The organism is Streptomyces fuscichromogenes (assembly GCF_014645815.1).
Classification (GTDB): Bacteria; Actinomycetota; Actinomycetes; order Streptomycetales; family Streptomycetaceae; genus Streptomyces; species Streptomyces fuscichromogenes.
On sequence record NZ_BMML01000014.1, the window covers coordinates 190,093 to 211,453 of the forward strand.

A 21,361-nucleotide genomic window follows, 5' to 3' on the forward strand; every position below is an offset into this window, starting at 1 on the left:
TTTCCGGAATTCACCCGTCACGGCTGGACAGAGCAAGATCGACAGGCCATTCTTGGACCGTCCAATGTTGGACGCTCGGCCTGTCCGAAGGCTTGTCCGAAGGAGACAACCGGTGAACTACGTCCGCGGGTTCGCGCCCTGGCTGTGCTACGCGGCCCTGAGCCCGGTCGACTGGCGACTGGGCACGGGCGTCGCCGCCCTGGCAGCGCTGTATCTGCTGGCCCTGCAGCTCCGCGCCCGTACGGTCGACCTCCTGGCCGCCGCCACCTGCGGGTTCTTCGTGGTCATGGCCGCCATCGCGCTGGCCGACCCCGGCACCGGCCTCCAGCACTGGATCTGTGCCCTGGCGAACGCCACCCTGGCGGCCACGGCCCTGGCCTCCCTCGTGGTGCACCGCCCGTTCACCCTGACCTTCGCCCGAGCCGAGGTGCCCCGGGAGTTCTGGGACTCCCCCCGGTTCCTCAGGGTCAACATGGTGCTGACCGCCATCTGGGCGACCGGGTTCACCCTCGGCGCGCTCGCCTGTGCCGCCGTCGTCGACTACGACCACTCCGCGACGGTGCCGCTCGTCACCGCCCAGGTCCTGGCGTTCGTCCTCCCCTTCGCGGCCGGCGGCCGGTACGCGGCACGGGCCAGGGCCCGCGCCGCACAGGCCCTGGCCTGACCGTCCACCGCGCGACACCGCACCCGCACGGCACCGCACAGGAAAGCAAAGGAAGCAGCAGAAGATGCCCGACACTCGCGCGCGGCACACCGCCGGGCCCGATGACCTGACCGACAACACCGAGGAGGCGCCCGGCCCCCGGCCGGTGAGTCCGGAGCGGCTGATCTACTTCTCGGACGCGGTGGTGGCCATCGCCATCACCCTGCTCGCCCTCGAACTGCCGGTCCCCACCGGGGAGGTCCACGGCAACAGCGGTGTCCTGCACTTCCTGCGCGACCATCTGGCGGAGTACACCGCGTTCCTGGTCAGCTTCTGGGCCATCGCCATCCACTGGATGGTCCACCAGCGCCTGTTCCGGTACGCGACCGGGCTCTCGGGCGGTGCCATCCGGTGGAACCTGCTGTGGCTGCTCGCGATCGTCCTCACGCCGTTCACCACGAAGCTGCTGACCAGCGAGGCCGACGCCTACCAGGTCCAGTTCATCGTGTACGCCGCCAACCAGGTCCTGACCTGCCTGTTCTTCCGGCTGGCCGTCGCCGACCTGCGCAGGTCCGGGGTGTTCGGCGCCGACGACTCCGCGGAGGCCGTGTCGAGCACGCTGGGCTGGCTCACCGCGATGATGCTGGCCTTCCTGATCTCCATACCGGTCGCCCTGGTCACCCACTGGGCGTCGGCGTGCTGGGCCCTGCTTCCGGTGATCCGCATCGGCCTGCGCAGCCTCGGGCGCCGGCCCGGCAGCGTCTCGTAGGGGCGCGGGGAACTGCGCGACCAGCCACAACGGCGCCGCAGCCGCAGCACGGCACAGCGCGGCACTTCCTAGCGGAGCGTCCACGCCCCGGCGCGCTCCGCGTACGTCCGCAGCCCCTCGGCCGTCTCGCCCGCCCAGCCCACATAGCCGTCCGGACGGACCAGGAACACACCCGGGCCGTACGACCGAGGGGCCGGCAGGCTGCGGATGCCGGCCACCGGTTCCGGCGCCAGCAGGGTCCAGTGCGGTCCCCGGAACGCGTCGAACATCCGCACCCCGTCCGCGTTCCGCCCGTCCGGTGCGCGGTCGCCCGCCCGTACCGGGCCGGGGTTCGCCCGGGTCTCCTCGGTCAGTGAGGACTCCCGGTAGCCGATGCCCAGCTGGACCGTGGCCTCGCCGCGCCGGACCTCGCCGTGGTGGACGCCCGTCGAGAGGCCCAGCATGGCGGCGGCGTTCGGCCGGCGCTCCTCCTCGTAGGTGTCGAGGAGCGCGTCCGGAGCCTTCCCGGCGAGCACCGCGGCCAGCTTCCAGCCCAGGTTGTAGGCGTCCTGGACGCTGGTGTTCAGGCCCTGGCCGCCGGCCGGGGAGTGCACATGGGCCGCGTCCCCGGCCAGCAGGACCCGGCCCACCCGGAACCGGTCGGCCAGCGCGGCACGCGGGCGGAAGTCGGAGGCCCAGCGCAGCTCGGTGATGTCCGCGGCGTCCAGGTGGCTGTACGTCGTCACCAACCGGCGCAGGCCCGCCAGGGACAGGTCGGCCTCCGTGCCCTCGGGGAGCCTGCCGCCCAGCTGGAAGTCGTCCGTGCCGGCCAGCGGGCACAGCGCCACGCCGTACCCGTCGTCGTCGGCGAAGACGTGCCAGTGGTCGCGGTCCAGGCCCCGCACCCGCAGGTCGGCCACCAGGAACGGGCTCGGGTCGACCGGCTCGCCGGTCATCCCGACGCCCACCGCGCGCCGTACCGTCGAACGCCCGCCGTCCGCCGCCACCACGTACCGCGCCCGCTCGGCCGTACCGTCGGCGAAGCGGACCGTCACCCCCTCCGGATCCTGCTCCAGGCCGGTCGCACCGCGCCCGAACTCCACCCGGCCGCCCAGCTCCCGCAGCCGCGCGTACAGCACCTCCTGCGTGCGCCACTGCGCGACCATCAGCGGTTCGGTGTACGGCGCGCCCTCGTCCGCCGGGACCGGGTCGAACATCGGCTTCGTCTCCAGCGGTTCGCCGTTCTTCCAGAACAGCTGCGGCGGGTAGGGACCGCCGGCCGCGCGCATCGCGTCGAGGACGCCGAGGTCGTCGTAGACCTCCTGGGTGCGGGGCTGGATCCCCTTGCCGCGCGAGCCCGGGAACAGCTTCCCGCCCGCCTCCACGACCAGGGCGTCCACCCCGCGCCGGGCGAGGTCGACACCGAGGGCGAGTCCGGTGGGCCCGGCGCCTACAACCACTACATCCATCACATTTCTCCTTAACGTTGTTAAGTGCCACCGGCGACAAGACTGCCCTTAACGCTGTTAAGCTGTCAAGCGTGAGTACGGAACGACGAGCCCCCCTCGACCGCCGCCGGGTCGCCGACACGGCCCTGCGCCTGCTGAACGAGGTGGGCCTGGAGGGCCTGACCCTGCGGGGCATCGCCAAGGAGCTGGACGTCAAGGCCCCGGCCCTCTACTGGCACTTCAAGGACAAGCAGGCGCTGCTCGACGAGATGGCGACGGAGATGTACCGCCGCATGGCCGCGGAGACCCGGCTCGACCCCGTCGGCACCTGGCAGGACGGGCTGCGCACGGTGAGCCGGGGGCTGCGCGGGACCCTGCTCGGCTACCGCGACGGCGCCCGGGTCTACAGCGGCTCACGCTTCACGGGCATCGAGCACGCCCCGGAGCAGGAGGCGTACCTGCGCCTCATGACGGCGGCCGGCTTCACCCTCGCCCAGGCGGCCCAGGCGGGCATGGCGACGAACGCCTACACCGTCGGCTCCGTGATCGAGCAACAGGGCGTCGAGCCCCTTCCCGGCGAACGCCGGGAGGGCTACGACGTGACCGAACGCGCCCGTGTGCTCGCCGACTTCCCCCTGTCGGCGGCGGCGGGCCGGGAACTCTTCACCGACTACGACCACCAGTTCGAGGAGGGTCTGGAGATGGTGATTGCGGGGATCGGGGTGCGATACCTGTAGCGCCCTGGTGGTAACCGGGCTGGTCCTCAGGGGGGCTTCCCCTGCTGCGCCCGACGCGACGGTCCTGGTTGCGGAACCCGGGGATTCGATCCCCCGACGTGCGGGCTCGCGTCGAACGCTGCCGCTTTCGAGACCGATGCCGCAACTCCACTGTGGCGCGCGGAGCGGCGCGGATCCGTGCCGGCGGTCGAGGGGAGCGCGGCCCTGAGGCGTGCTTCCTCGCCGCCCCGAAGGCCGGGGTGCTGCCCGGGATCAACGGCAGACCCCGACTTCGAGCACGGGCGCCCCCGTATTCCGGAAGTCCGTGGGAACCCTGCGGGGATGCCGTGTGCCGCAGGGCTCCACGGTGCCTGCCCGCCGTGTGTCTCCGAAACCGACGGAGAGGTGAACGGCGGGCCAACTTCCGAAAGTGTACGGGCGGTGAATCAGGACTGAATTCACGACGTCTTCAATGCGCTCTTCAATCTCGGCCCCAGCGGTGTCTCCACGAACCGGTGGATCAGCCAGGCCAGTCCGAGCATTCCGCACATCGTGATCAACAGCGTCGGCCATGGCGGGATTCCCCATCCGCGGTGCAACACCCGGATCACGAACCATCCGATGTGTTCATGGACCAGGTAGAAGGGATAGGTCAGCGCCCCGGCCGTGGTCAGCCAGGGCCCGGCCATCCGTCGGGTCCAGCCCGCGGCCACCGCCGCGACCGCGGCGAAGGCCAGGGTGACGACGAGCATCACGGCGTACGGGTCGCGGGGCGCGCCCGGGTGCCACAGCCCCTCGGTGGCCGTGCGCAGCCCGAGGATCCAGGAGAGCGCCACGATGCCCCAGGGCAGCAGCCGGCCGCCGAAGCGGTGGACGAGGTAGAGGGCGAGGCCGCCGACGAAGTACGGCGCGTACCGGGGCATGACGACCAGCTCGGCCCACGATCCGTCGCCGGCCGCGGTGGACAGCACGGCGGCCAGGGTCCACACCGAGCAGAACAGCACCACCCTGCGGTAGGTGACCCCCGGCAGGACGACGGTCAGCGCGAACAGGGCGTAGAAGCGGACCTCGACCCAGAGGGTCCAGCAGACTCCCAGGACGCGGGGTGCGCCCATCGGCTGCTGGAGCATCGTCAGGTTGACCAGGAACTCGTCGGGGCGCACCGCGCGGACGACGGCCGGCAGGACCAGGGACGCCCCGGTGACCAGCACCAGGGCGACCCAGTAGGCGGGGTAGAGGCGGGCGACGCGGGAGCGGAAGAAGTCGCCGAGCGGGCGGCCCCAGCTGCTCATGCAGATCACGAAGCCGCTGATGACGAAGAAGAACTCGACGCCGAGGCAGCCGTAGACGGCCGCCCGGGACAGGGTCGGGAAGACGTGCTCGGGGTTCTGGTGCCAGGACGCGGCGACGACTCCGCCGCGTCCCGCGTAGTGGTAGAGGCAGACCATCAGGGCGGCGGCGAGCCGCAGTCCGTCGAGGGCGAGCAGGCGGTTGCGGGGGTGTCCGGGTGGGGCCGGGACGGCCGGGATCTTCGCGGGCGAGGGCGCCAGTGTGGGGGTCGCGAGTGACATGGTCCGGGACCCCTACCCGGGTCCGGGAGGCTAATCATCCGATCTGTTCTTGAAGTCCCCGGGACGTGGGAGGCCCAATACCGTCACCTGGGGGAATCATAGGAAGTGTGCGGTGAACCTCCTAACCATTCTCTTACCAGTCGGGATTCGTTAACCATATGGTCGTTTTGGCTTCCTAGTTTCTCCATCCATCCCCCCGGTGCGGGCCACCCCACCACACACAGCCGTTACACAAGCTTTGCTTGGCAAAATCAGGAGAGCTATGACGAGGGTCCAGAACAGGCGGGCACCTGCGCGCGGAGGGGAGCTGGACGACTGCCTGCACGCCTGCGCCGTGCACAGCGGAAAAGTGGTCGGCAGCCTCGACCGCCGGCGCGCGGAACTGGCGGAGCAGCTGCGCAAGCTGCTGGTGGTCGTCGCCATGGAAGGCACCACCACCTCCGCGCCCGTCTCGGCCGGCGGTGCGACGGCGCTTCTCAAGCGCGCCGTCAAGGGCGCCGCGAGCTCCTCGGGCGGGATCAACAACGACCTGCTGGACGCCCTGCTCGCCGTCGCCAACAAGGCCCTGGAGTGCGGCTACAACGACGAGTTGAACCTCGCCCTGGTGATCAGCGACACCGTCCTCGCCCAGCGCAGGAACTCCCGCGCCGGCTGGCGGCTGCGCGCCCGCATCCTGGAGGGCCTCGGCGAGGAGCGCGAGGCCGTCGAGGCCTACGAGCGCTACCTCGAACTCACCACCGACGACGGCTTCGGCGTCGCCAGCCGGATCTCCGGCATGCGCCGCGCCGCCGAACTCGAGAGCGACCTCCTCGGCCTCCTGGGGCGCCAGGTCCCGGCCGCCGCGGACCACGTCCGCGGCCCCGCCACCGCCACCTGGGCCGAGGGCCTCGCCCTCCAGGCCGTCGGCGACTGGCGGGCCGCCGAGCCCCGCCTGGTCGGCGCGCTGCTCGCCCTCGCCGAGGACGAGGCACCGGTGAACGACCGGCAGGAGCTGCTCAGCCAGTACCTGGACCTGCGCCTCGCCGAGGGCAACGACGCCGGCCTCGCCCAGGCCGTCGCGCTCTACGCCGAGCAGCGCCGGATCCGGATGCGCGGCCCGGTCGGCAATCCGACCGTCGACGGCGTGCAGTGGATCAGCCTCGGCGAGTTCCGCAACCAGATCGCCGGCAAGTCCGTCTGCCTGATCGCCAACTCCGGCCGGGTGGGCGCGAGCGGCATCGGCAAGCAGATCGACGACTACGACCTGGTCGTGCGTTTCAACTCGTACAAGATCGACCCGAAGCACACCGGCGAGCGCACCGACATCCACGTCAGCATCCACAAGCACGCCTTCAACTGGGAGAAGCCGGTGACCACCCGGCTGATCTTCGGCGGCGTCTCGGGCGACTGGAAGCACTCGCTGCGCAACAAGCTGGTGCCCGGCGCGCAGAAGTTCCTCGGCGACGAGTCGCTGCGCTGGCCGATGCGGAACATCGGGCAGATCACCACCGACACCTGGTCGGGCATCCCGACCTCCGGCTTCAACATGCTGTGGCTGCTGGACTTCCTGGACGTCAGCCCGACCCTGGACCTGATCGGCTTCGACTTCTACGAGAGCGGCGCCTACCGCGTGCAGGAGGCCATGAAGCTGGCCATCACCTCCGTGCACGAATACACCAGTGAGAAGGATTGGGTCATGCAGCGGGCCCAGAGCGTGACCGACATGAGGATCTCCCTGCGATGACGACCACCTTCACCCCGCCGATACCCGACACCGACGCGAGCGCCCTCACCAAGAAGCGGCGGATCGCGTTCGCGTCCTACGTGGACGAGAACTACCTGCCCGGCTTCCTGGCCCTGCTGCGCAGCCTCGCCCTGTCCAACCCGGGCGTCTGCGAGGACTTCGTCGTGCTCTACGACGACCTGCGCCCGGCCTCCATCGCGAAGATCCGTGCCCTGCACCCGCGGATCGTGCTGCAGCGGGTCAACGACACGCACTACGACTCCTACGTCAAGGGCGACCAGGACAACTACCTGGTCCGCAAGGCGTACTTCATCCTCGACATCTTCCGGCTGCGCGACTACGACACCGTCATCACCCTGGACACCGACATGGTCGTCCTCGGCGGTCTGGACGAGCTCCTGGAACTGCGCGAGGGACTCGCGGCCGTCCCGCAGTTCTTCTACGGGCAGCACAAGCTGAACTCCGGGCTTCTGGTCATCCAGAAGGAGTACCTGTCCGACGAGTTCTGCGCGAAGATCGACAAGACCGGCCGCAGCGGCGACTACGAGCTGGACAAGCACGACCAGGGCATCCTGAACGCCGTGCTGGACGGCGACTTCGTCCGCCTCGACGCCAAGTACAACTTCGTCAAGCGGCGGCTCTCCGGCGACCTCCCGGTCCCGGAGGAGACGAAGATCCTGCACTTCACCGGGCGCCACAAGCCCTGGCAGGGCGGCGAGAGCGGCTACGCGCAGGCCGAGGACCGCTGGCGCGAGTTCGAGCTGACCGACGCCGAGTTCCACGCGGCCTACTTCGCCGCCCCCGGCGGCCTCCACCACGACCTGGTCGTCCACTTCGGCACCCCGCACGTCAGGCGCACCGGTGACGTCGAGATCGCCCGCAAGGTGGCCGCCGCGCACATCGCGGCCGGCGACTACCAGGACGCCGTCGACGTCCTGTCCAGCGTCCACATCCCGCTGGACGAGGCCTGGCCGCACGAGGTGCTCGGCCACGCGCTGATGAGCGTCTCCCGCTACGAGGAGGCCAAGACCCAGCTGCTGCTGGCCAGCGCCGCCCCCAACCGGGCCGCCACCGCCTTCGCGCGGCTCGCCCAGATGGCCTGGGTGCACGGCGACAACACCGAGGCCCTCAGATACGCCACCGCCGGCCTCACCGTGGACCCCACGCACCGCTCCAGCCGCCTGTGGGCGCAGCGCGCGGCCGCCGTCCCCTCCCAGGAGCAGGGCAGCGCCGAGGACCAGCTCGCGCACGTCGCGTTCTACATGGACCGGCAGGGCAACGCGGGCGACAAGCTGCTCCCGGAGACCGTCCGGCTCGGCTTCGGCCCGGACACCACCTCCCGGCGCTGGCACTCCGTGCACGCCCACCGCTACTTCGACAAGGCCGCCCTGGAGCGCGTCAACGCCCGCCGCGGCCTGGTCATCGGCGGCGGCGGTCTGTTCATCCCGGACACCATGCCCAACGGCAACAGCGCCTGGCAGTGGAACGTCCCGGACGAGCACCTGCGCGCCGTCGACGTCCCGATCATGGTCTACGCGGTCGGCTTCAACGCCTTCGACGGCCAGTCCTACCGGGCCAACCGGTTCAACGACAGCCTGCGGCTGCTGGTCGAGAAGTCCTCCTTCTTCGGGCTGCGCAACCACGGCTCCATCGCCAAGGTCCGCGGCATGCTGCCGCCGGAGCTCCAGGACAAGGTCGTCTTCCAGCCCTGCCCCACCACGGTCATGCGCCAGCTGGTGGCCGGCTGGACCGACCCGGGGTACCGCGAGGACACGGTCATGCTCAACGCGGCCTACGACCGCGCGGGGCTGCGCTTCGGCCACGACTACGGGCACTTCCTCGCCGAGATGGCCAAGGCCGTCCGCAGGATCGGCGAGCACACCGAGGTCACGTGCGTGGCGCACTCCCTCGACGACGAGAAGATCGCCTTCGACCTGCGCCGCGAGCACGGCATCTCGCTGCCGGTGATCCCGATGTACGACTTCTCCAACGACGAGATCCGCGAGACCTACGCCAGGACCCGCCTGGTCATCGGCATGCGCGGGCACGCAGGCATGATCCCGTTCGGCGTCGGCACGCCGATCATCTCCCTGATCTCGCACCCGAAGATGGCGTACTTCCTGAACGACATCGAGCGGCCCGAGTGGGGCGTCTCGGTGCACGAGAAGGACCTCGGCGAGATCCTCACCGAGCGCGCGATCGGCATCCTCGACAACCACAGCCGCACGGTCGCCGACGTGCACGACCGCCAGCAGCGGCTGTGGAAGGTCACGGAGGAGAACCGCGCCACGATCAAGAAGATCCTGGGCAGGTGACACCGAAGGGGCGGGTCCGGTTCGGACCCGCCCCTTGGACAGCGCCCCATAAGGGGCGCGGGGAACTGCGCGACCAGCCACGACGGCGCATCAGCCGAACGACGGCAGACGGAACTTACCGACGAACGACCCGCCGCAGATTACGAGCCCTGCGGGCCATCCGCCGCACCGTCGCGTTGCGCGGCAGGAACGCCAGCTGCGCCGGCACCCCGCCGGGCAGCCCGAGAGAGGTCAGGCGCTTGCGCTTGAAGTAGCGGATGGTGCGTTCGTTCAGATGCCTGGTCAGATACCGCTCGGTCTCGGTACGCAGCTGCGGATAGATCTTCGGCTGCATCGCGAACCCGACCGCACGGATCAGCGCGCCGAGGTCCTCGACGCCCATGCCCGGCCGCTGCGCCTCGACCGCCTTGCGGTCGCCGAGCGCGGGCACCAGCGCGTCGACGACGGTGACCGGGACGCGGTTGCTGTTCTCGTACGGCGTGAGCCGGTCGAGGAGGGTGTCGGTGCCGACGCGGGCGGTCGGCAGGCCGTACAGCGCGGACGCGGTGAGCAGCGCGGTGGAGAAGCAGCCGACGACCAGGGCGGGACGCATCCGCTGGTAGAGCACCTCGGCGAGGACCGTGGTGTCCAGGACGGTGAGGTCGACCTTGAGCTTCTCGGCCTCCTGCTCCAGGGTCCGGGCGAACCGGGCCGGGGCGGAGGGGTGCGGCTTGAACACGACCTTGGTGTGGCCGAGTTCGACGGCGCCCCGCAACATCCGCACGTGCAGGTTCTCCTCCTGCTCCGGGGTGAGGATGTCGAGCGCGGAGAGGTACTGGCCGAGCAGCAGGGCCGGTTCGTCGATCTGCGGCAACTCGTCACCGCTGGGGGCGAGTTCGGCGAGCACCTTGATGAACGCCGCGGTCGGCACGACCTCGCCGGGGACGCCGAACTCGGTGAGCAGCATCGGCTTCAGGCCCGGCACCAGGTCCAGGTGCAGAACCCGGTCGACGCGGGTGCCGACCAGCGGGTCGATCTTGTTGCGGGTCGGGCCGTAGCTCATCAGGCCGTCGGCGTAGACCGTGACCGGGGCGCCGTTGAAGATCTGGGTGAGGCTGAGCGAGGGGTTGACCTGGATGGACTCGACGGCGAACTCGACGTCGTCGTCGCCGAGCCGCCACTCGTGGCGCAGGAAACGCTCCCAGAGCGGGAAGTCGTCCGGGCGCGGGGCCCAGCCGCCCGGGTGGAACGGGAAGATCGTCTCGTTGTACGAGATCACGTCGTCGAAGCGGTCGCGCAGCCGCTCGAAGCCGGGTGCCCCGTCCAGGCCCGGGGTGGTCTCGGGCGTCGCCGCGTTGTTGCAGACCAGCAGGATGCGCCGGTCGGCCGGGCGGAACGCGCCGGAGTCCAGGGCGGCGCCCAGGGTGGCGGTGCCGTAGAGGGTGGACGCCTGGAAGATCTGGGTGGTCACGCGGCGGCTCCCGCGGGGGCGGGACGGCGGCGCAGCCGGCGCAGTTTGGTGGCGCGCTGGAGGTCCATGGAGTCCAGGGCCTCGTCCAGCACGTCCTGCGGCATGCGCCGCAGTGCGGCCGCGCTCATGGATTTCAGCTTCTTCGCCACCGCGGGCTCGAACCTTTCGATGGATCCCAGGTGATGGGAAATGATGGCGCAATAGGTGCGGACGGCCTTGGGCAGGAGTTCCTTCGCGTCGGCGTCCTGTGCCGTTTCTTCGATCACCTGGTCGAACGCGCGAATGAAATCGAGCTGACGGACGTCGCCGATCTGCGTGAGTGAAGAGGCTACGCCACGCCGGTAGAAGACGCCGAGCAGGTTCACCGCGGCGAAGGAACCGGCTTCCCGGTGCAGTTTCCAGATCCACGGCCGGTCCTCGGCCGTGCGCAGGCCGTCCGTGAAATGCACGAGCCCCTTGTCCACCAGCCGGCGGTGGTAGACGCCCGCCCAGGCGTAGGCGTAGTCCACGGAGGTGGACCGGTCGGCGGGCAGGATGGCGTCCCGCGGGTTCATCACGATGTTCCGGCGGCCGACCGGCACCCGGGTCACGACCCGGGCGCGCGCGGTGCACTGCACATGATCGGTGCGGACGAAGTCGCAGCCCAGCGACTCGATCGCGTCGACCAGCTGCGGGTAGTAGCCCGGTGCCAGCCAGTCGTCGCCGTCCAGGAAGGTCACGTACTCGCCGCGCGCCCTGTCGATTCCGGTGTTGCGCGCGGTGGCCAGACCTCCGTTCTGTTCGTGTCTGACATGGACCGCGCCTGGCAGCTCGCGCTCTGCTCGCGCGAGAATCTCTGGCGTCCCGTCGGTCGAGCAGTCGTCGACGAGAATGAATTCGAAGTCCTCACGCGCGTTCGCACGCAGGCTCCTCAGGGTGTCGGGCGCGTATTGCTGCACGTTGTAGAACGGCACGATGACGGAGAGCTTGACCACGTGGAGGACGTTAGGCGGACGCCCGTCATCCGTCTTGGCCGTTTCCTTGATTCGAGGTGAACGACGCGTGGCGAAGCTGTGAACCGGCTGAATTCGAGGGCTTAACCCGAGCTGATTCGCCATCCGGCGATGTGTTGTTAACCCTTTGTTGGATTCGGGTTGGGGAGTTCCTCGGAATGGCTTCCTAGCGTCTTCGACGTGCCAGCAAGTGCAACGAAGTCCCTGCGGGTGGCCGTCCTGGCGGATTCCGATACTCGGTGGAAGTGGGGGGCGCTCACCGCGAAGCGCCTGATCCCCAACGAAAGCGACACCTCGGACGTCCGGCTCGACGGCTACCTCCTGCGCGGCCGCGCCACCCCCACCGCCCGCCAGCTCCAGGAGGTCGGCGTCCACGCGGACTCGCTCCGCGAGGTGACGACCGTCGAGTTCCTGAGAGAGATGGAACAGCAGTCGTACGACATCCTCGTCCTCTCCCTCGTCGGCGGCGGTGTGCAGGCCATGCTGCACGGGCTGCGCAGCGCCTGGGCCGGCCGGGAGAAGCGGCCCGTGGTCGTCACCGGCTACGTCGGCGTCGTCTACGAGAAGCTCGCCGACGGACTGCTCCTGCGGCACGGCGCGGACCTCGTCCTCGCCAACTCCCGCCAGGACGCCGACCGTTTCCGGGCGGTGTACGACGGGGTCGGTGCCGACTCCGCGTCGGTGACCGAGGTCGCGCTCCCCTTCCTCGGCGGGGCGCCCTACGAGGGCGAACACGACCCCTACACCGTGGTGTTCGCCGCCCAGCCCTCGGTCCCGGACAGCCGCAAGGACCGCACCTACCTGCTCAACCGGCTGATCCAGCACGCCCGCCGGCACCCCGAGCGGGAGGTGCTGCTCAAGCTGCGCTCCAAGCCCGGCGAGCACACCACCCACATCGAGGAACTGCCGTACCAGAAGCTGGTCCAGGGCGCCGACGCGCCCGCCAACTTCCGGCTGGTCTACGGCCACATGGGCGAGGTGCTCGACCGCACCGACCTCCTGGTCACGATGAGTTCGACGGCCGCCCTGGAGTCCCTGCACCGCCGGATCCCGACCGTGGTCCTCACCGACCTCGGTATCCGCGAGGCGCTCGGCAACCACCACTTCGTCGGCTCCGGCTGCCTCGCCTCCTGGGACCAGCTCGACGCCGGACACCGCCCGGTGCCCGACGCCGAGTGGGTCTCACGGCAGGGCGTCGCCGCCGACGGCGGCTACGCCACCACCTTCGACGCGGCCCGCGAACGCATCGCGAAGCTGCTCGGCCGGCCCGGGGGGCTGCCGCCCCTCACCCCCTACTACACACCCGAGACCGCGTCCGGATACCTGCCCGGCATCCTGGCCCGCCACCACCTCGGCCCCGACGGCGCCCCGCTCCCGGGCGCGCCCGCCGCCGACCGGGCCCCGGGCCCCGTCCGCCAGATCGTGCGCCGGGCCGCACGCGGCGCCTACCGCCACGGCGTCCAGCGGGTGGCCCCCGTGATCCGACGAATGGGAGAGCTGTGAGCGACCGGATCCCGCACCAGGCCCAGTCAGAGCCGACTGCGCCAGTGTCTGCCGAAGGAACAGAGCCGATGTCCCACCCCGAAGCGGCCGTAGTGCCCCGCGTGCTCGCCGTGATCCCCGCCCGCGGCGGCTCCAAGGGAGTGCCCGCGAAGAACCTCGCCCCGGTCGGCGGCGTCCCGCTGGTCGCCCGCGCGGTCCGCGAGTGCGTCGCCTCCCGCCTGGTGACCGACGTGGTCGTCTCCACCGACGACCAGGCGATCGCCGCCGCCGCCCGCTCGGCCGGCGCCGAGGTCGTGCTGCGCCCCGCCGCCATCGCCGGCGACACCGCCACCTCCGAGGCCGCCGTCCTGCACGCCATGGACGCCCACGAGGCCCTGCACGGCGCCACGGTCGACGTGGTCCTCCTCGTCCAGTGCACCAGCCCGTTCATCGTCCGCGAGGACCTCGACGGGGTGGCCGGCGCGGTCGTCGAGAACGGCGCGGACACGGCCCTGACCGTGGCCCCCTTCCACGGCTTCGTCTGGCGCGACGAGGTGGACGCCCCGGTACCGGTCGGCGCCGATTCGGCCGCGGTGGACGGCGGTTCGGCCGTGGTGAGCGGCGGCACGGGCGTCAACCACGACAAGTCCTTCCGGCCCCGCCGCCAGGACCGCCCCCAGGACTTCCTGGAGACCGGCGCCGCCTACGCGATGCGCGCGGACGGCTTCCGCGAGCACCGGCACCGCTTCTTCGGCCACACCGAACTGGTGCGCACCGACCCCGCGCGGGTCCTGGAGATCGACGACCCGCACGACCTCGCGCGCGCCCGCGCCCTGGCCCCGCTCTTCGACGCGGACCGCCCCGGCGCGCTGCCGACCGCCGACGACGTCGACGCGGTCGTACTGGACTTCGACGGCACCCAGACCGACGACCGGGTGCTGATCGACGCCGATGGAAAGGAGTTCGTCTCCGTGCACCGCGGCGACGGACTCGGCATCGCCGCCCTGCGCAAGAGCGGGCTGAAGATGCTGGTCCTCTCCACGGAGCAGAACCCGGTCGTCGCCGCCCGGGCCCGGAAGCTACAGATTCCGGTCCTGCACGGCATCGACCGAAAGGACCTCGCACTCAAGCAGTGGTGCGAGGAGCAGGGCATCGCTCCCGAGCGCGTGCTCTACGTCGGAAACGACGTCAATGACCTCCCGTGCTTCGCCGTCGCCGGCTGGCCCGTGGCGGTCGCGAGCGCCCACGACGTCGTACGCGGCGCCGCACGCGCGGTCACCACCGTCCCGGGTGGCGACGGCGCGATCCGAGAGATCGCCAGCTGGATCCTCGGCCCCTCTCTCGATTCCCTCCCCAAGTAAGGACACCCCACAGTCATGAGCAACTCCCGTCTGCGCACGTTCGGTTCCCGTGAGGTCGGCCCCGGCCAGCCCGTCTACATCTGCGGCGAGATCGGCATCAACCACAACGGTGAGCTGGAGAACGCCTTCAAGCTGATCGACGTCGCCGCCGAGGCCGGCTGCGACGCCGTCAAGTTCCAGAAGCGCACCCCGGAGATCTGCACCCCGCGCGACCAGTGGGACATCGAGCGCGACACCCCCTGGGGCCGCATGACCTACATCGACTACCGCCACCGCGTGGAGTTCGGTGAGGACGAGTACCGCCAGATCGACGAGTACTGCAGCGAGAAGGGCATCGCCTGGTTCGCGTCCCCGTGGGACACCGAGGCCGTCGCCTTCCTGGAGAAGTTCGACGTCCCCGCCCACAAGGTCGCCTCCGCGTCCCTCACGGACGACGAGCTCCTCAAGGCCCTGCGCGCCACCAACCGCTCGGTCATCCTCTCCACCGGCATGTCCACCCCGAAGCAGATCCGCCACGCGGTCGAGGTCCTGGGCAGCGACAACATCCTGCTCTGCCACGCCACCTCCACCTACCCGGCGAAGGCCGAGGAGCTGAACCTCCGCGTGATCAACACGCTGGAGAAGGAGTACCCGAACGTCCCGATCGGCTACTCCGGCCACGAGACGGGCCTGCAGACCACCCTCGCCGCGGTCGCCCTCGGCGCCACCTTCGTCGAGCGCCACATCACCCTCGACCGCGCCATGTGGGGCTCCGACCAGGCCGCCTCGGTCGAGCCGCAGGGCCTGACCCGCCTGGTCCGCGACATCCGCACCATCTCCGCCTCCCTGGGCGACGGCGTCAAGAAGGTCTACGACTCCGAGCTCGGCCCGATGAAGAAGCTGCGCCGCGTCACCGGTGTCGTCGCCGAGGCGGAGATCGCCGCGGCCGCAGGCGAGCCGGTCCAGGTCTGAGCAGTTTGTTACGACGACGGGACGGTCGTACGTCGATGAGCCCCCGCGCCGGGAACACCGGCCCCCACACACTCGCGTTCGTCGAGAGTCCGGTGCAACTGCTGAACGTGCTGGAGTGGGCGCATGTCCATGCCCTGCGCGGCTCGGCGGAGCCGCTGCCGACCGTACCCGGCCAGGTACGGCGCTCGGTGTCCGGCATAGCAGCACCCGGCGCGGAACTCACGATCGTCGTCCTGTCCCCGACGGACCCCATGACCCGGGGCCAGCTGCGCCGCATGGCGGACCTGGCCCGGGACGAGGGATACCGGGTCCGCTGGGAGGAGGCCCGGGGCGGCACCACCGCCCCCTTCCAGACCATCGGCGGCCTGGCGGGCTCCCTGCGCCGCGCCGACCGCATCGTGATGGGCGACCCCTTCTCCCGCTACGTACAGCTCCTCCTGACCATCACCCGCGCCCATGACCTGGTCGTGGTCGACGACGGCACCGCGACGATGGAGTTCGTCGCCCAGCTGGCGCGCGGCGAACGCCTGGTCCGCTGGCACCGCAAGGGCGGCCGCCCCGGCGCCCGGGACCTGCTCTTCGCGCCGGTCTCCTCCTCCGCCCGCCGCCGCCTCACCCCGAGCGACCGCCGCCGGGTGGAGGTCTTCTCGTCCATGCCGATGACGGAGACGCCGGCCGGGGTGACGGTCACCGCGAACGACTTCGGCTGGACCCGCGCCCGCTTCGGCCCGCCGCGCATCACCAAGGGCGCCGACATGGTCGGCACCTCCCTGGTGGAGACGGGCGTCGTGGACGGCGACCGCTACCTGGAGGCCGTCCAGACCCTGGCCAAGGCCCACGGCGCGACCCGCTACTTCGCCCACCGTCGCGAGAGCACCGAGAAACTCCACCGGCTGGCCGCCGAGACCGGCCTGGAGATAGTCCGCCCGGACCTGCCCCTGGAGCTGATCGCCCGCCGGGGCCCCATCGGCCGTACCGTCCTGAGCTTCCCGTCGACCGTCGTCCACACCCTGCCGCTGGCCCTCGTGGGCACGGGCGTCCGGGTGGCCGTCTGCGACATCGACCCGACCTGGCTGACGGAGAACGCGTCCCCACGCGCCCAGGGATTCCTGTCGGGCGTCACGGGAACGGCGAAGGACGTCCACCGACTGGCGGCGGTGAGGGCCCCGGCGTAGGCGCTCCGCGAGAGGAGCCGCGATGCGCCGGCGGCCGCACATCCGGTACAGTCCCGCGCCCCCTCGGGGATGCTGCCGGGCCGTGGCCCGGTCACTGCCCGGTCACTGCCAGGTCGGCATGACCGCGGCAGGGTAGCGGGACCCGGCCGCTCCCCGGGGCAGGATCTCCTGGATCCGGGCGAGGTCGCCGGGCGTCAGCCCGACCTGCGCGGCCGCCGTGTTCTCCTCGACCCGGTGCGGGCTGCGGGTGCCCGGGATGGGCACGATGTCGTCGCCCTGCGCGAGCAGCCAGGCCAGCGCCAGCTGGGTGACCGTGGCGCCCTTCTCCTCCGCCAGGGCGGTCAGCCGCCGCACCGCCGCGACGTTCTTCTCGTAGTTGCCGGGCCGCCAGCGCTCGTCCATGGTGTGCCGCATGTCGTCGGCGTCGTATTCCGCGGCCGGTTTGACCGCGCCGGTGAGGAAACCGCGCCCGAGCGGGGAGTAGGGCACGAAGCCGATGCCCAGTTCCCGGACCACGGGCAGGATCTCGGCCTCCACGGCCCGTTCGAACACCGAGTACTCGGTCTGGAGCACCGAGACGGGGTGCACGGCATGGGCGCGGCGGATCGTCTCCGGGCCGGCCTCGCTCAGCCCGAAGAACCGGACCTTGCCTTCGGCGATCAGCTCGCCTACCGTGCCCGCCACGTCCTCGATGGGGACGTCCGGGTCCACACGGTGCTGGTACAGCACGTCGATACGGTCCGTGCCCAGGTGCCGCAGGCTGCTCTCGGTCACCTCCCGGATGTGCTCGGGACGGCTGTCCAGCGCGTGTCCGATCCGGGCCGGGTCCGAGAGGTCGAAGCCGAACTTGGTCGCGATCAGGATCTCGTCGCGGAAGCCCTTCACCGCGCGCCCCAGCAACTGCTCGTTGCTGCCGGTGCCGAGGCCGTACAGCTCGGCCGTGTCGAAGAGGGTGACCCCGAGTTCATGGGCCCGGTGCAGGGTGGCGACACTGCTCCGCTCGTCCGGGGTGCCGTACGCCATCGTCATGCCCATGGTGCCCAGACCGATCGCGCCGGCCGCGAGGCCCTGGGTGCCAAGGGTGCGCCGGGGAAGGTGTGTGATGTGCTCTGCCATGCCGTCCACGCTAGGCACGAGCCGCCCGGGAAACATGGGCCACCGCTCGCATAGAATTGCCTGATCCTCTCAGGAGCGGAGTGCGCTGTGCTGGACCGACTCATCGCGGCCATCGACCGGCACTGCGGGGTGTCGGGCGCGGACACCCCGGTCCCCAGGCTCTCGCTGGCCGCGGTCGACGAGCCCGTCGAGCCCGCCCACCTCCTCTACGAACCGACGATCTGCTTCGTCGCCGCCGGCACGAAACGCACCACAGCGGGTGAGTTGGTCCGGGTCGCCGCCCCCGGCCAGATGCTCCTCACGACCATCGACCTGCCCGTCACCGCCGATCTGGAGCAGGTGCCGTACCGGTCGGCGTCCCTGCGGCTCGACGCCGAGGCGCTCACGGACCTCCTGGTGGAGCTGGCCGGGACGGCGCCGCCCGCCGCCCCGCCGGCCGGCTCCGCGCATGTCGCCGCGCCGATGTCCCCCGAACTCGTCGACGCGGTCACCCGCTGGGTGGAGCTCCTCGACACCCCCGACGACATCCGCCCGCTCGCCGGCCGGGTCGAGGGCGAGATCCTCTACCGGCTGCTGCGCAGTTCCCTCGGCCCCGTGCTGCGCCAGTGGACCGCCGCCGACTCCACCGCGACCCGGGTACGTGAGGTGGCCCGCTGGATCCGGGCCCGGTACGCGGAGCCGCTCAGCATCGACGAGATCGCGGCGGTGGCGCACATGAGCGCGGCCAGCCTGCACCGGCACTTCAAGGCGGCCACCGGCCTGAGCCCGCTCAGGTACCAGAAGCACCTGCGCCTCCAGGAGGCCCGGCGCCGCCTGGCCGCCGGCGACGCCACCGCGGCCCAGATCGCCCAGGCCGTCGGCTATGTCAGCCCCACCCAGTTCAACCGCGAGTACCGCACCGCCTACGGCCTCCCACCCGTCCAGGACGCGGCCCGCCTGCGCACCGGGCGAACACGCCGTTGACCCCGGGCGCCACCGATCTGTACGACCATTGTCCGGACGAGGGGACGGTGCCGGTCACCGACCGCTGCAGGGGTTTCCGGCGCGCCCTATCCCAGCTCGGGGACGGGGGCCTCCCGCAGAGTGGTGAGGAACCGGGTGAAGGGGACGGGCGGGAAGGTGAGGGTGCCGGCGGTGGGGTCCTTGGAGTCGCGGATGGATATGCGGGTGGGAGAGCTCGCTATCTCCACGCAGGAGTCGCCGTCGCCGAAGCTTGAGTAGGACGACTTCTGCCAACGGTCGGTGTCGGGCATCACAGTTCCTTCGCCACGCGGTTGATCAGGTCTCGTGACTTGCCGGGGTTGAGCGACGCGGCTTCCAGTTTACGGAGAAGTGTTCGAAGGGCGGCGAGTTGGCGGTCCGAGTCGATGTATGCCGCGCCGTTGGGGCCGTCCCGCACGACGGTGTCCAGCTTGGACAGGGTGCCACCCGCGTACAGCATGGCGCTCGCGGCACCCGCGAACCCTTCCTCGGCGAAGGGGATGACGCGCACGGTGACGTTCTCCGCCTCGGATACGTCCAACACCTCGTTCAGTTGGGCCCGAGAGGCTGCGCGGTCGCCGACCATGATGCGCAGCGCAGCCTCATGGATGATGGCGTCGAAGGGCGTGCCGTCGAGGGCCGCCTTGCGTCGCAGCCGGTGCTGCACGCGCAATTCCAGTTCCGTCTGCGGTAGTTCCGGGGTGCGGTAGGCGTAGACGGCGCGAGCGTAGTCCGCTGTCTGGAGCAGGCCGGGGATGTACAGAAACTGCGCCTCCCGCAGGAACGTGGCGTGGTGTTCCAGTTCGGCGAGATCGAGGAAGGGTGCCGGCAGCAACTCCCGGTACTCCTCCCACCAGCCCCGTGCGCGGTCCTTCGTCATGGCCACCAGGGCCTCGATCAACTCGCCGTCCGAGCAGGAGTAGTTGGCGGCGAGAATCCGTAGCCGTTTCTCGCTCACCCCGGCCAGGCCGGACTCGATCTGGCTGATCTGCGGTGCGTTCACCCCGAGCAGTACGGCGGCCTCCCGCGAGGTGAGGCCTGCGGCGTCCCGCAACCTGCGCAGTTCGACCGCCAACCGCAGCTGCCGCGCCGTCGGCTCGATCCTCTTTGCCACCGACGGGGCCTCCCAATGCGCAGTCAGACGCGACTCTTTCGGGGTCAGATTACGCGACCCGCTTGCGGGATCGAAACATTGCCCCCTACCGTCGGTGACGTAACGGACACGCAGCGGAAGTGCACCGCACCTTCCCCGTGCGGCGATGCCACCGTGCGCGAAATCCCCCTCACCTGAACGGAGTTGATGACGCATGCCCGAGACCTGGGACTACACGCTCTACGTGCCCAACGACCTGAGAGCGGTGACGATCTCCCGTCGCACCCTGCGTCTGATCCTGACGATGCACGGCCTGATCGGTCTCGCCGACACCGCAGAGCTCCTCGCTGCCGAGCTGGTCTCGAATGCCGTACGGCACACGAAGGGTCCGGCGGCGCTGCGGGTGCGGCGTTCCCCTGGGGGCGTGGTGTGGATCGGGGCGTGGGACGCGGATCCCGTGCCTCCGGAGCCGCCGGGGTCGTTGGAGGAGGTGACGGACCGGGAGCAGGGCCGGGGTTTGGGGTTGGTGGTGGCGTGTGCGGACGGCTGGGGGTGGCAGCCGTCGGCCCGGTTCGGGGAGCGGGGCAAGTTCGTGTGGTGTGAGCTGGAGGTGGCGTGATGGTGGGGTCGTCGCATGAGGCGTTGCACCGGATCTTCCAGAAGGATCCGGGGTTGCTGACGCATGCGTTACAGCGGGTGCTGGGTGTGCCGTTTCCCGAGACACGGGAGATCGCGGCGATGAACGTGGATCTGACGGAGATCGAGCCGGTCGAGCGTCGGGTGGACACGTTGTTGCGGGCGGAGACGGACGAGGGGACGTATCTGCTGGTGGTCGAGTCGCAAGGGAAGGCGGACGAACGGAAGCGGGGGAGCTGGCCGTACTACCTGTCGTACCTGTACGAGAAGTACCGGTGTGAGCCGGTGCTGATCGTGATCACGCAGAGCAGCGCGACGGCGAAGTGGGCGGCGCAGCCGATCCACCTCGGCTTGCGGGGGTGGGAGTCGCTGACGGTGCGTCCGCTGGTGCTGGGGCCGGACAACGTCCCGGTGATCGCGGATGTGCGGGAGGCCGAGGACGACGTACCTCTTGCGGTGCTGTCGGCCATGACGCATGGGCGGGGGCGGCAGGCCCCGGCCATACTGGAGTCGCTGGCAGCCGCCCTGAAGACCATCGACCGTGACAGTGCCGCGGTGTTCGTGCAGTTCGTCGATTCGTGCCTGGTCGATCCCCAGGCGAAGCAGATGTGGAGGGACCTGATGACGGCGATCCAGTACTTCTGGCGGCATCCGCTGGCGGAGCAGGTGCGCGAGGAAGGCCGCGAGGAAGGCCGGGAGGAAGGCCGGGAGCAGGGGCGGGTTCAGGAGCGTGCCGAGATGGTCCTGCGGCTCCTGGAGTGGCGCGGTGTTCCGGTGAGTGACCCGGTGCGTGAGCGGGTGGACGCCTGTACCGATCTGGACCAGCTCGAAATCTGGGCCCAGCGTGCGGTGCACGTCACGGACGCCGCGGAGCTGTTCGTGGAGGAGTGAACGTCGGGGCCGTCCGCTTCCTCGCGGTGTCGTGCCTCCGCGAGCCGCGTCAAGGGCGCTGCGCGTCGC

19 protein-coding genes are annotated in these 21,361 nt (G+C 70.5%); 12 read left to right on the forward strand and 7 right to left on the reverse strand.

Features of this window, described 5'->3' with window-relative positions; genetic code table 11:
- Nucleotides 1–112: 112 nt before the first annotated feature.
- Together IEZ11_RS28750 and IEZ11_RS28755 are read left to right on the forward strand one after the other, a co-directional pair.
- Nucleotides 113–664: a hypothetical protein gene (locus tag IEZ11_RS28750; protein WP_189265813.1), complete on the forward strand. Its 552-nt coding sequence runs from the start codon at nucleotides 113–115 to the stop codon at nucleotides 662–664.
- A gap of 64 nt (nucleotides 665–728) precedes the next feature.
- Complete coding sequence (locus tag IEZ11_RS28755; protein WP_189265814.1) at nucleotides 729–1,412, forward strand: TMEM175 family protein; 684 nt, start codon at nucleotides 729–731, stop codon at nucleotides 1,410–1,412.
- A 68-nt stretch (nucleotides 1,413–1,480) separates the two neighbouring features.
- On the opposite strand, the gene IEZ11_RS28760 is transcribed toward IEZ11_RS28755, so the two are convergent.
- Entirely contained in the window at nucleotides 1,481–2,860 is a 1,380-nt protein-coding gene (locus tag IEZ11_RS28760) for an FAD-dependent monooxygenase (RefSeq protein WP_189265815.1), read from the reverse strand.
- 71 nt (nucleotides 2,861–2,931) lie between these two features.
- Here IEZ11_RS28760 and IEZ11_RS28765 point away from each other — a divergent pair, with 71 nt between their 5' ends.
- The gene (locus tag IEZ11_RS28765) at nucleotides 2,932–3,576 is read left to right on the forward strand and encodes a TetR/AcrR family transcriptional regulator C-terminal domain-containing protein (protein WP_189265816.1); all 645 of its coding nucleotides are present in this window, start codon (nucleotides 2,932–2,934) and stop codon (nucleotides 3,574–3,576) included.
- 437 nt (nucleotides 3,577–4,013) lie between these two features.
- Here IEZ11_RS28765 and IEZ11_RS28770 read toward each other — a convergent pair whose 3' ends face one another.
- Nucleotides 4,014–5,126 (reverse strand): acyltransferase family protein, encoded by a 1,113-nt coding sequence (locus IEZ11_RS28770; protein ID WP_189265817.1) that lies wholly within the window; start codon nucleotides 5,124–5,126, stop codon nucleotides 4,014–4,016.
- A gap of 262 nt (nucleotides 5,127–5,388) precedes the next feature.
- Between IEZ11_RS28770 and IEZ11_RS28775 the strand changes: the two genes are divergently transcribed.
- The gene (locus IEZ11_RS28775; RefSeq protein WP_189265818.1) at nucleotides 5,389–6,849 is read left to right on the forward strand and encodes a glycosyltransferase family 29 protein; all 1,461 of its coding nucleotides are present in this window, start codon (nucleotides 5,389–5,391) and stop codon (nucleotides 6,847–6,849) included.
- Nucleotides 6,846–9,164 (forward strand): glycosyltransferase, encoded by a 2,319-nt coding sequence (locus IEZ11_RS28780; protein WP_189265819.1) that lies wholly within the window; start codon nucleotides 6,846–6,848, stop codon nucleotides 9,162–9,164. Before IEZ11_RS28775 ends, IEZ11_RS28780 begins: the two co-directional genes overlap by 4 nt.
- Nucleotides 9,165–9,279: 115 nt before the next feature.
- Here IEZ11_RS28780 and IEZ11_RS28785 read toward each other — a convergent pair whose 3' ends face one another.
- Both IEZ11_RS28785 and IEZ11_RS28790 read right to left on the reverse strand, forming a co-directional pair.
- Nucleotides 9,280–10,614, reverse strand: a complete 1,335-nt coding sequence (locus IEZ11_RS28785; RefSeq protein ID WP_189265820.1) for an alpha-2,8-polysialyltransferase family protein — start codon at nucleotides 10,612–10,614, stop codon at nucleotides 9,280–9,282.
- On the reverse strand, nucleotides 10,611–11,588 hold the full coding sequence (locus IEZ11_RS28790) for a glycosyltransferase family 2 protein (protein ID WP_189265821.1): 978 nt from the start codon (nucleotides 11,586–11,588) through the stop codon (nucleotides 10,611–10,613). The genes IEZ11_RS28785 and IEZ11_RS28790 overlap by 4 nt, the downstream gene beginning before the upstream one ends.
- A 198-nt stretch (nucleotides 11,589–11,786) precedes the next feature.
- Here IEZ11_RS28790 and IEZ11_RS28795 point away from each other — a divergent pair, with 198 nt between their 5' ends.
- The 4 genes from IEZ11_RS28795 to IEZ11_RS28810 all read left to right on the forward strand — a co-directional run bounded on the left by IEZ11_RS28795 (nucleotide 11,787) and on the right by IEZ11_RS28810 (nucleotide 16,575).
- Nucleotides 11,787–13,109, forward strand: a complete 1,323-nt coding sequence (locus IEZ11_RS28795) for a DUF6716 putative glycosyltransferase (protein WP_189265822.1) — start codon at nucleotides 11,787–11,789, stop codon at nucleotides 13,107–13,109.
- Nucleotides 13,110–13,177: 68 nt separating this feature from the next.
- The gene (locus tag IEZ11_RS28800; RefSeq protein WP_189265823.1) at nucleotides 13,178–14,449 is read left to right on the forward strand and encodes an acylneuraminate cytidylyltransferase; all 1,272 of its coding nucleotides are present in this window, start codon (nucleotides 13,178–13,180) and stop codon (nucleotides 14,447–14,449) included.
- A gap of 15 nt (nucleotides 14,450–14,464) precedes the next feature.
- A complete protein-coding gene (locus IEZ11_RS28805) occupies nucleotides 14,465–15,400 on the forward strand; it encodes an N-acetylneuraminate synthase family protein (protein ID WP_189265824.1) in 936 nt (311 codons plus the stop codon).
- Nucleotides 15,401–15,435: 35 nt separating this feature from the next.
- The gene (locus IEZ11_RS28810; RefSeq protein ID WP_189265825.1) at nucleotides 15,436–16,575 is read left to right on the forward strand and encodes a hypothetical protein; all 1,140 of its coding nucleotides are present in this window, start codon (nucleotides 15,436–15,438) and stop codon (nucleotides 16,573–16,575) included.
- A 102-nt stretch (nucleotides 16,576–16,677) separates the two neighbouring features.
- Here IEZ11_RS28810 and IEZ11_RS28815 read toward each other — a convergent pair whose 3' ends face one another.
- Complete coding sequence (locus tag IEZ11_RS28815; protein ID WP_189265826.1) at nucleotides 16,678–17,691, reverse strand: aldo/keto reductase; 1,014 nt, start codon at nucleotides 17,689–17,691, stop codon at nucleotides 16,678–16,680.
- 87 nt (nucleotides 17,692–17,778) lie between these two features.
- On the opposite strand from IEZ11_RS28815, the gene IEZ11_RS28820 reads away from it, so the two are divergent.
- On the forward strand, nucleotides 17,779–18,654 hold the full coding sequence (locus IEZ11_RS28820; protein ID WP_189265827.1) for an AraC family transcriptional regulator: 876 nt from the start codon (nucleotides 17,779–17,781) through the stop codon (nucleotides 18,652–18,654).
- An 86-nt stretch (nucleotides 18,655–18,740) separates the two neighbouring features.
- Here the strand turns inward: IEZ11_RS28820 and IEZ11_RS28825 are convergent, their stop codons facing one another.
- On the reverse strand, nucleotides 18,741–18,944 hold the full coding sequence (locus IEZ11_RS28825) for a DUF397 domain-containing protein (RefSeq protein ID WP_189265828.1): 204 nt from the start codon (nucleotides 18,942–18,944) through the stop codon (nucleotides 18,741–18,743).
- Nucleotides 18,944–19,786 (reverse strand): helix-turn-helix domain-containing protein, encoded by an 843-nt coding sequence (locus IEZ11_RS28830; protein WP_189265829.1) that lies wholly within the window; start codon nucleotides 19,784–19,786, stop codon nucleotides 18,944–18,946. The genes IEZ11_RS28825 and IEZ11_RS28830 overlap by 1 nt, the downstream gene beginning before the upstream one ends.
- 193 nt (nucleotides 19,787–19,979) lie before the next feature.
- Here IEZ11_RS28830 and IEZ11_RS28835 point away from each other — a divergent pair, with 193 nt between their 5' ends.
- Together IEZ11_RS28835 and IEZ11_RS28840 are read left to right on the forward strand one after the other, a co-directional pair.
- Nucleotides 19,980–20,384: an ATP-binding protein gene (locus IEZ11_RS28835; protein WP_189265830.1), complete on the forward strand. Its 405-nt coding sequence runs from the start codon at nucleotides 19,980–19,982 to the stop codon at nucleotides 20,382–20,384.
- The gene (locus IEZ11_RS28840; RefSeq protein ID WP_189265831.1) at nucleotides 20,384–21,292 is read left to right on the forward strand and encodes a hypothetical protein; all 909 of its coding nucleotides are present in this window, start codon (nucleotides 20,384–20,386) and stop codon (nucleotides 21,290–21,292) included. The genes IEZ11_RS28835 and IEZ11_RS28840 overlap by 1 nt, the downstream gene beginning before the upstream one ends.
- The last annotated feature ends 69 nt before the right edge of the window (nucleotides 21,293–21,361 follow it).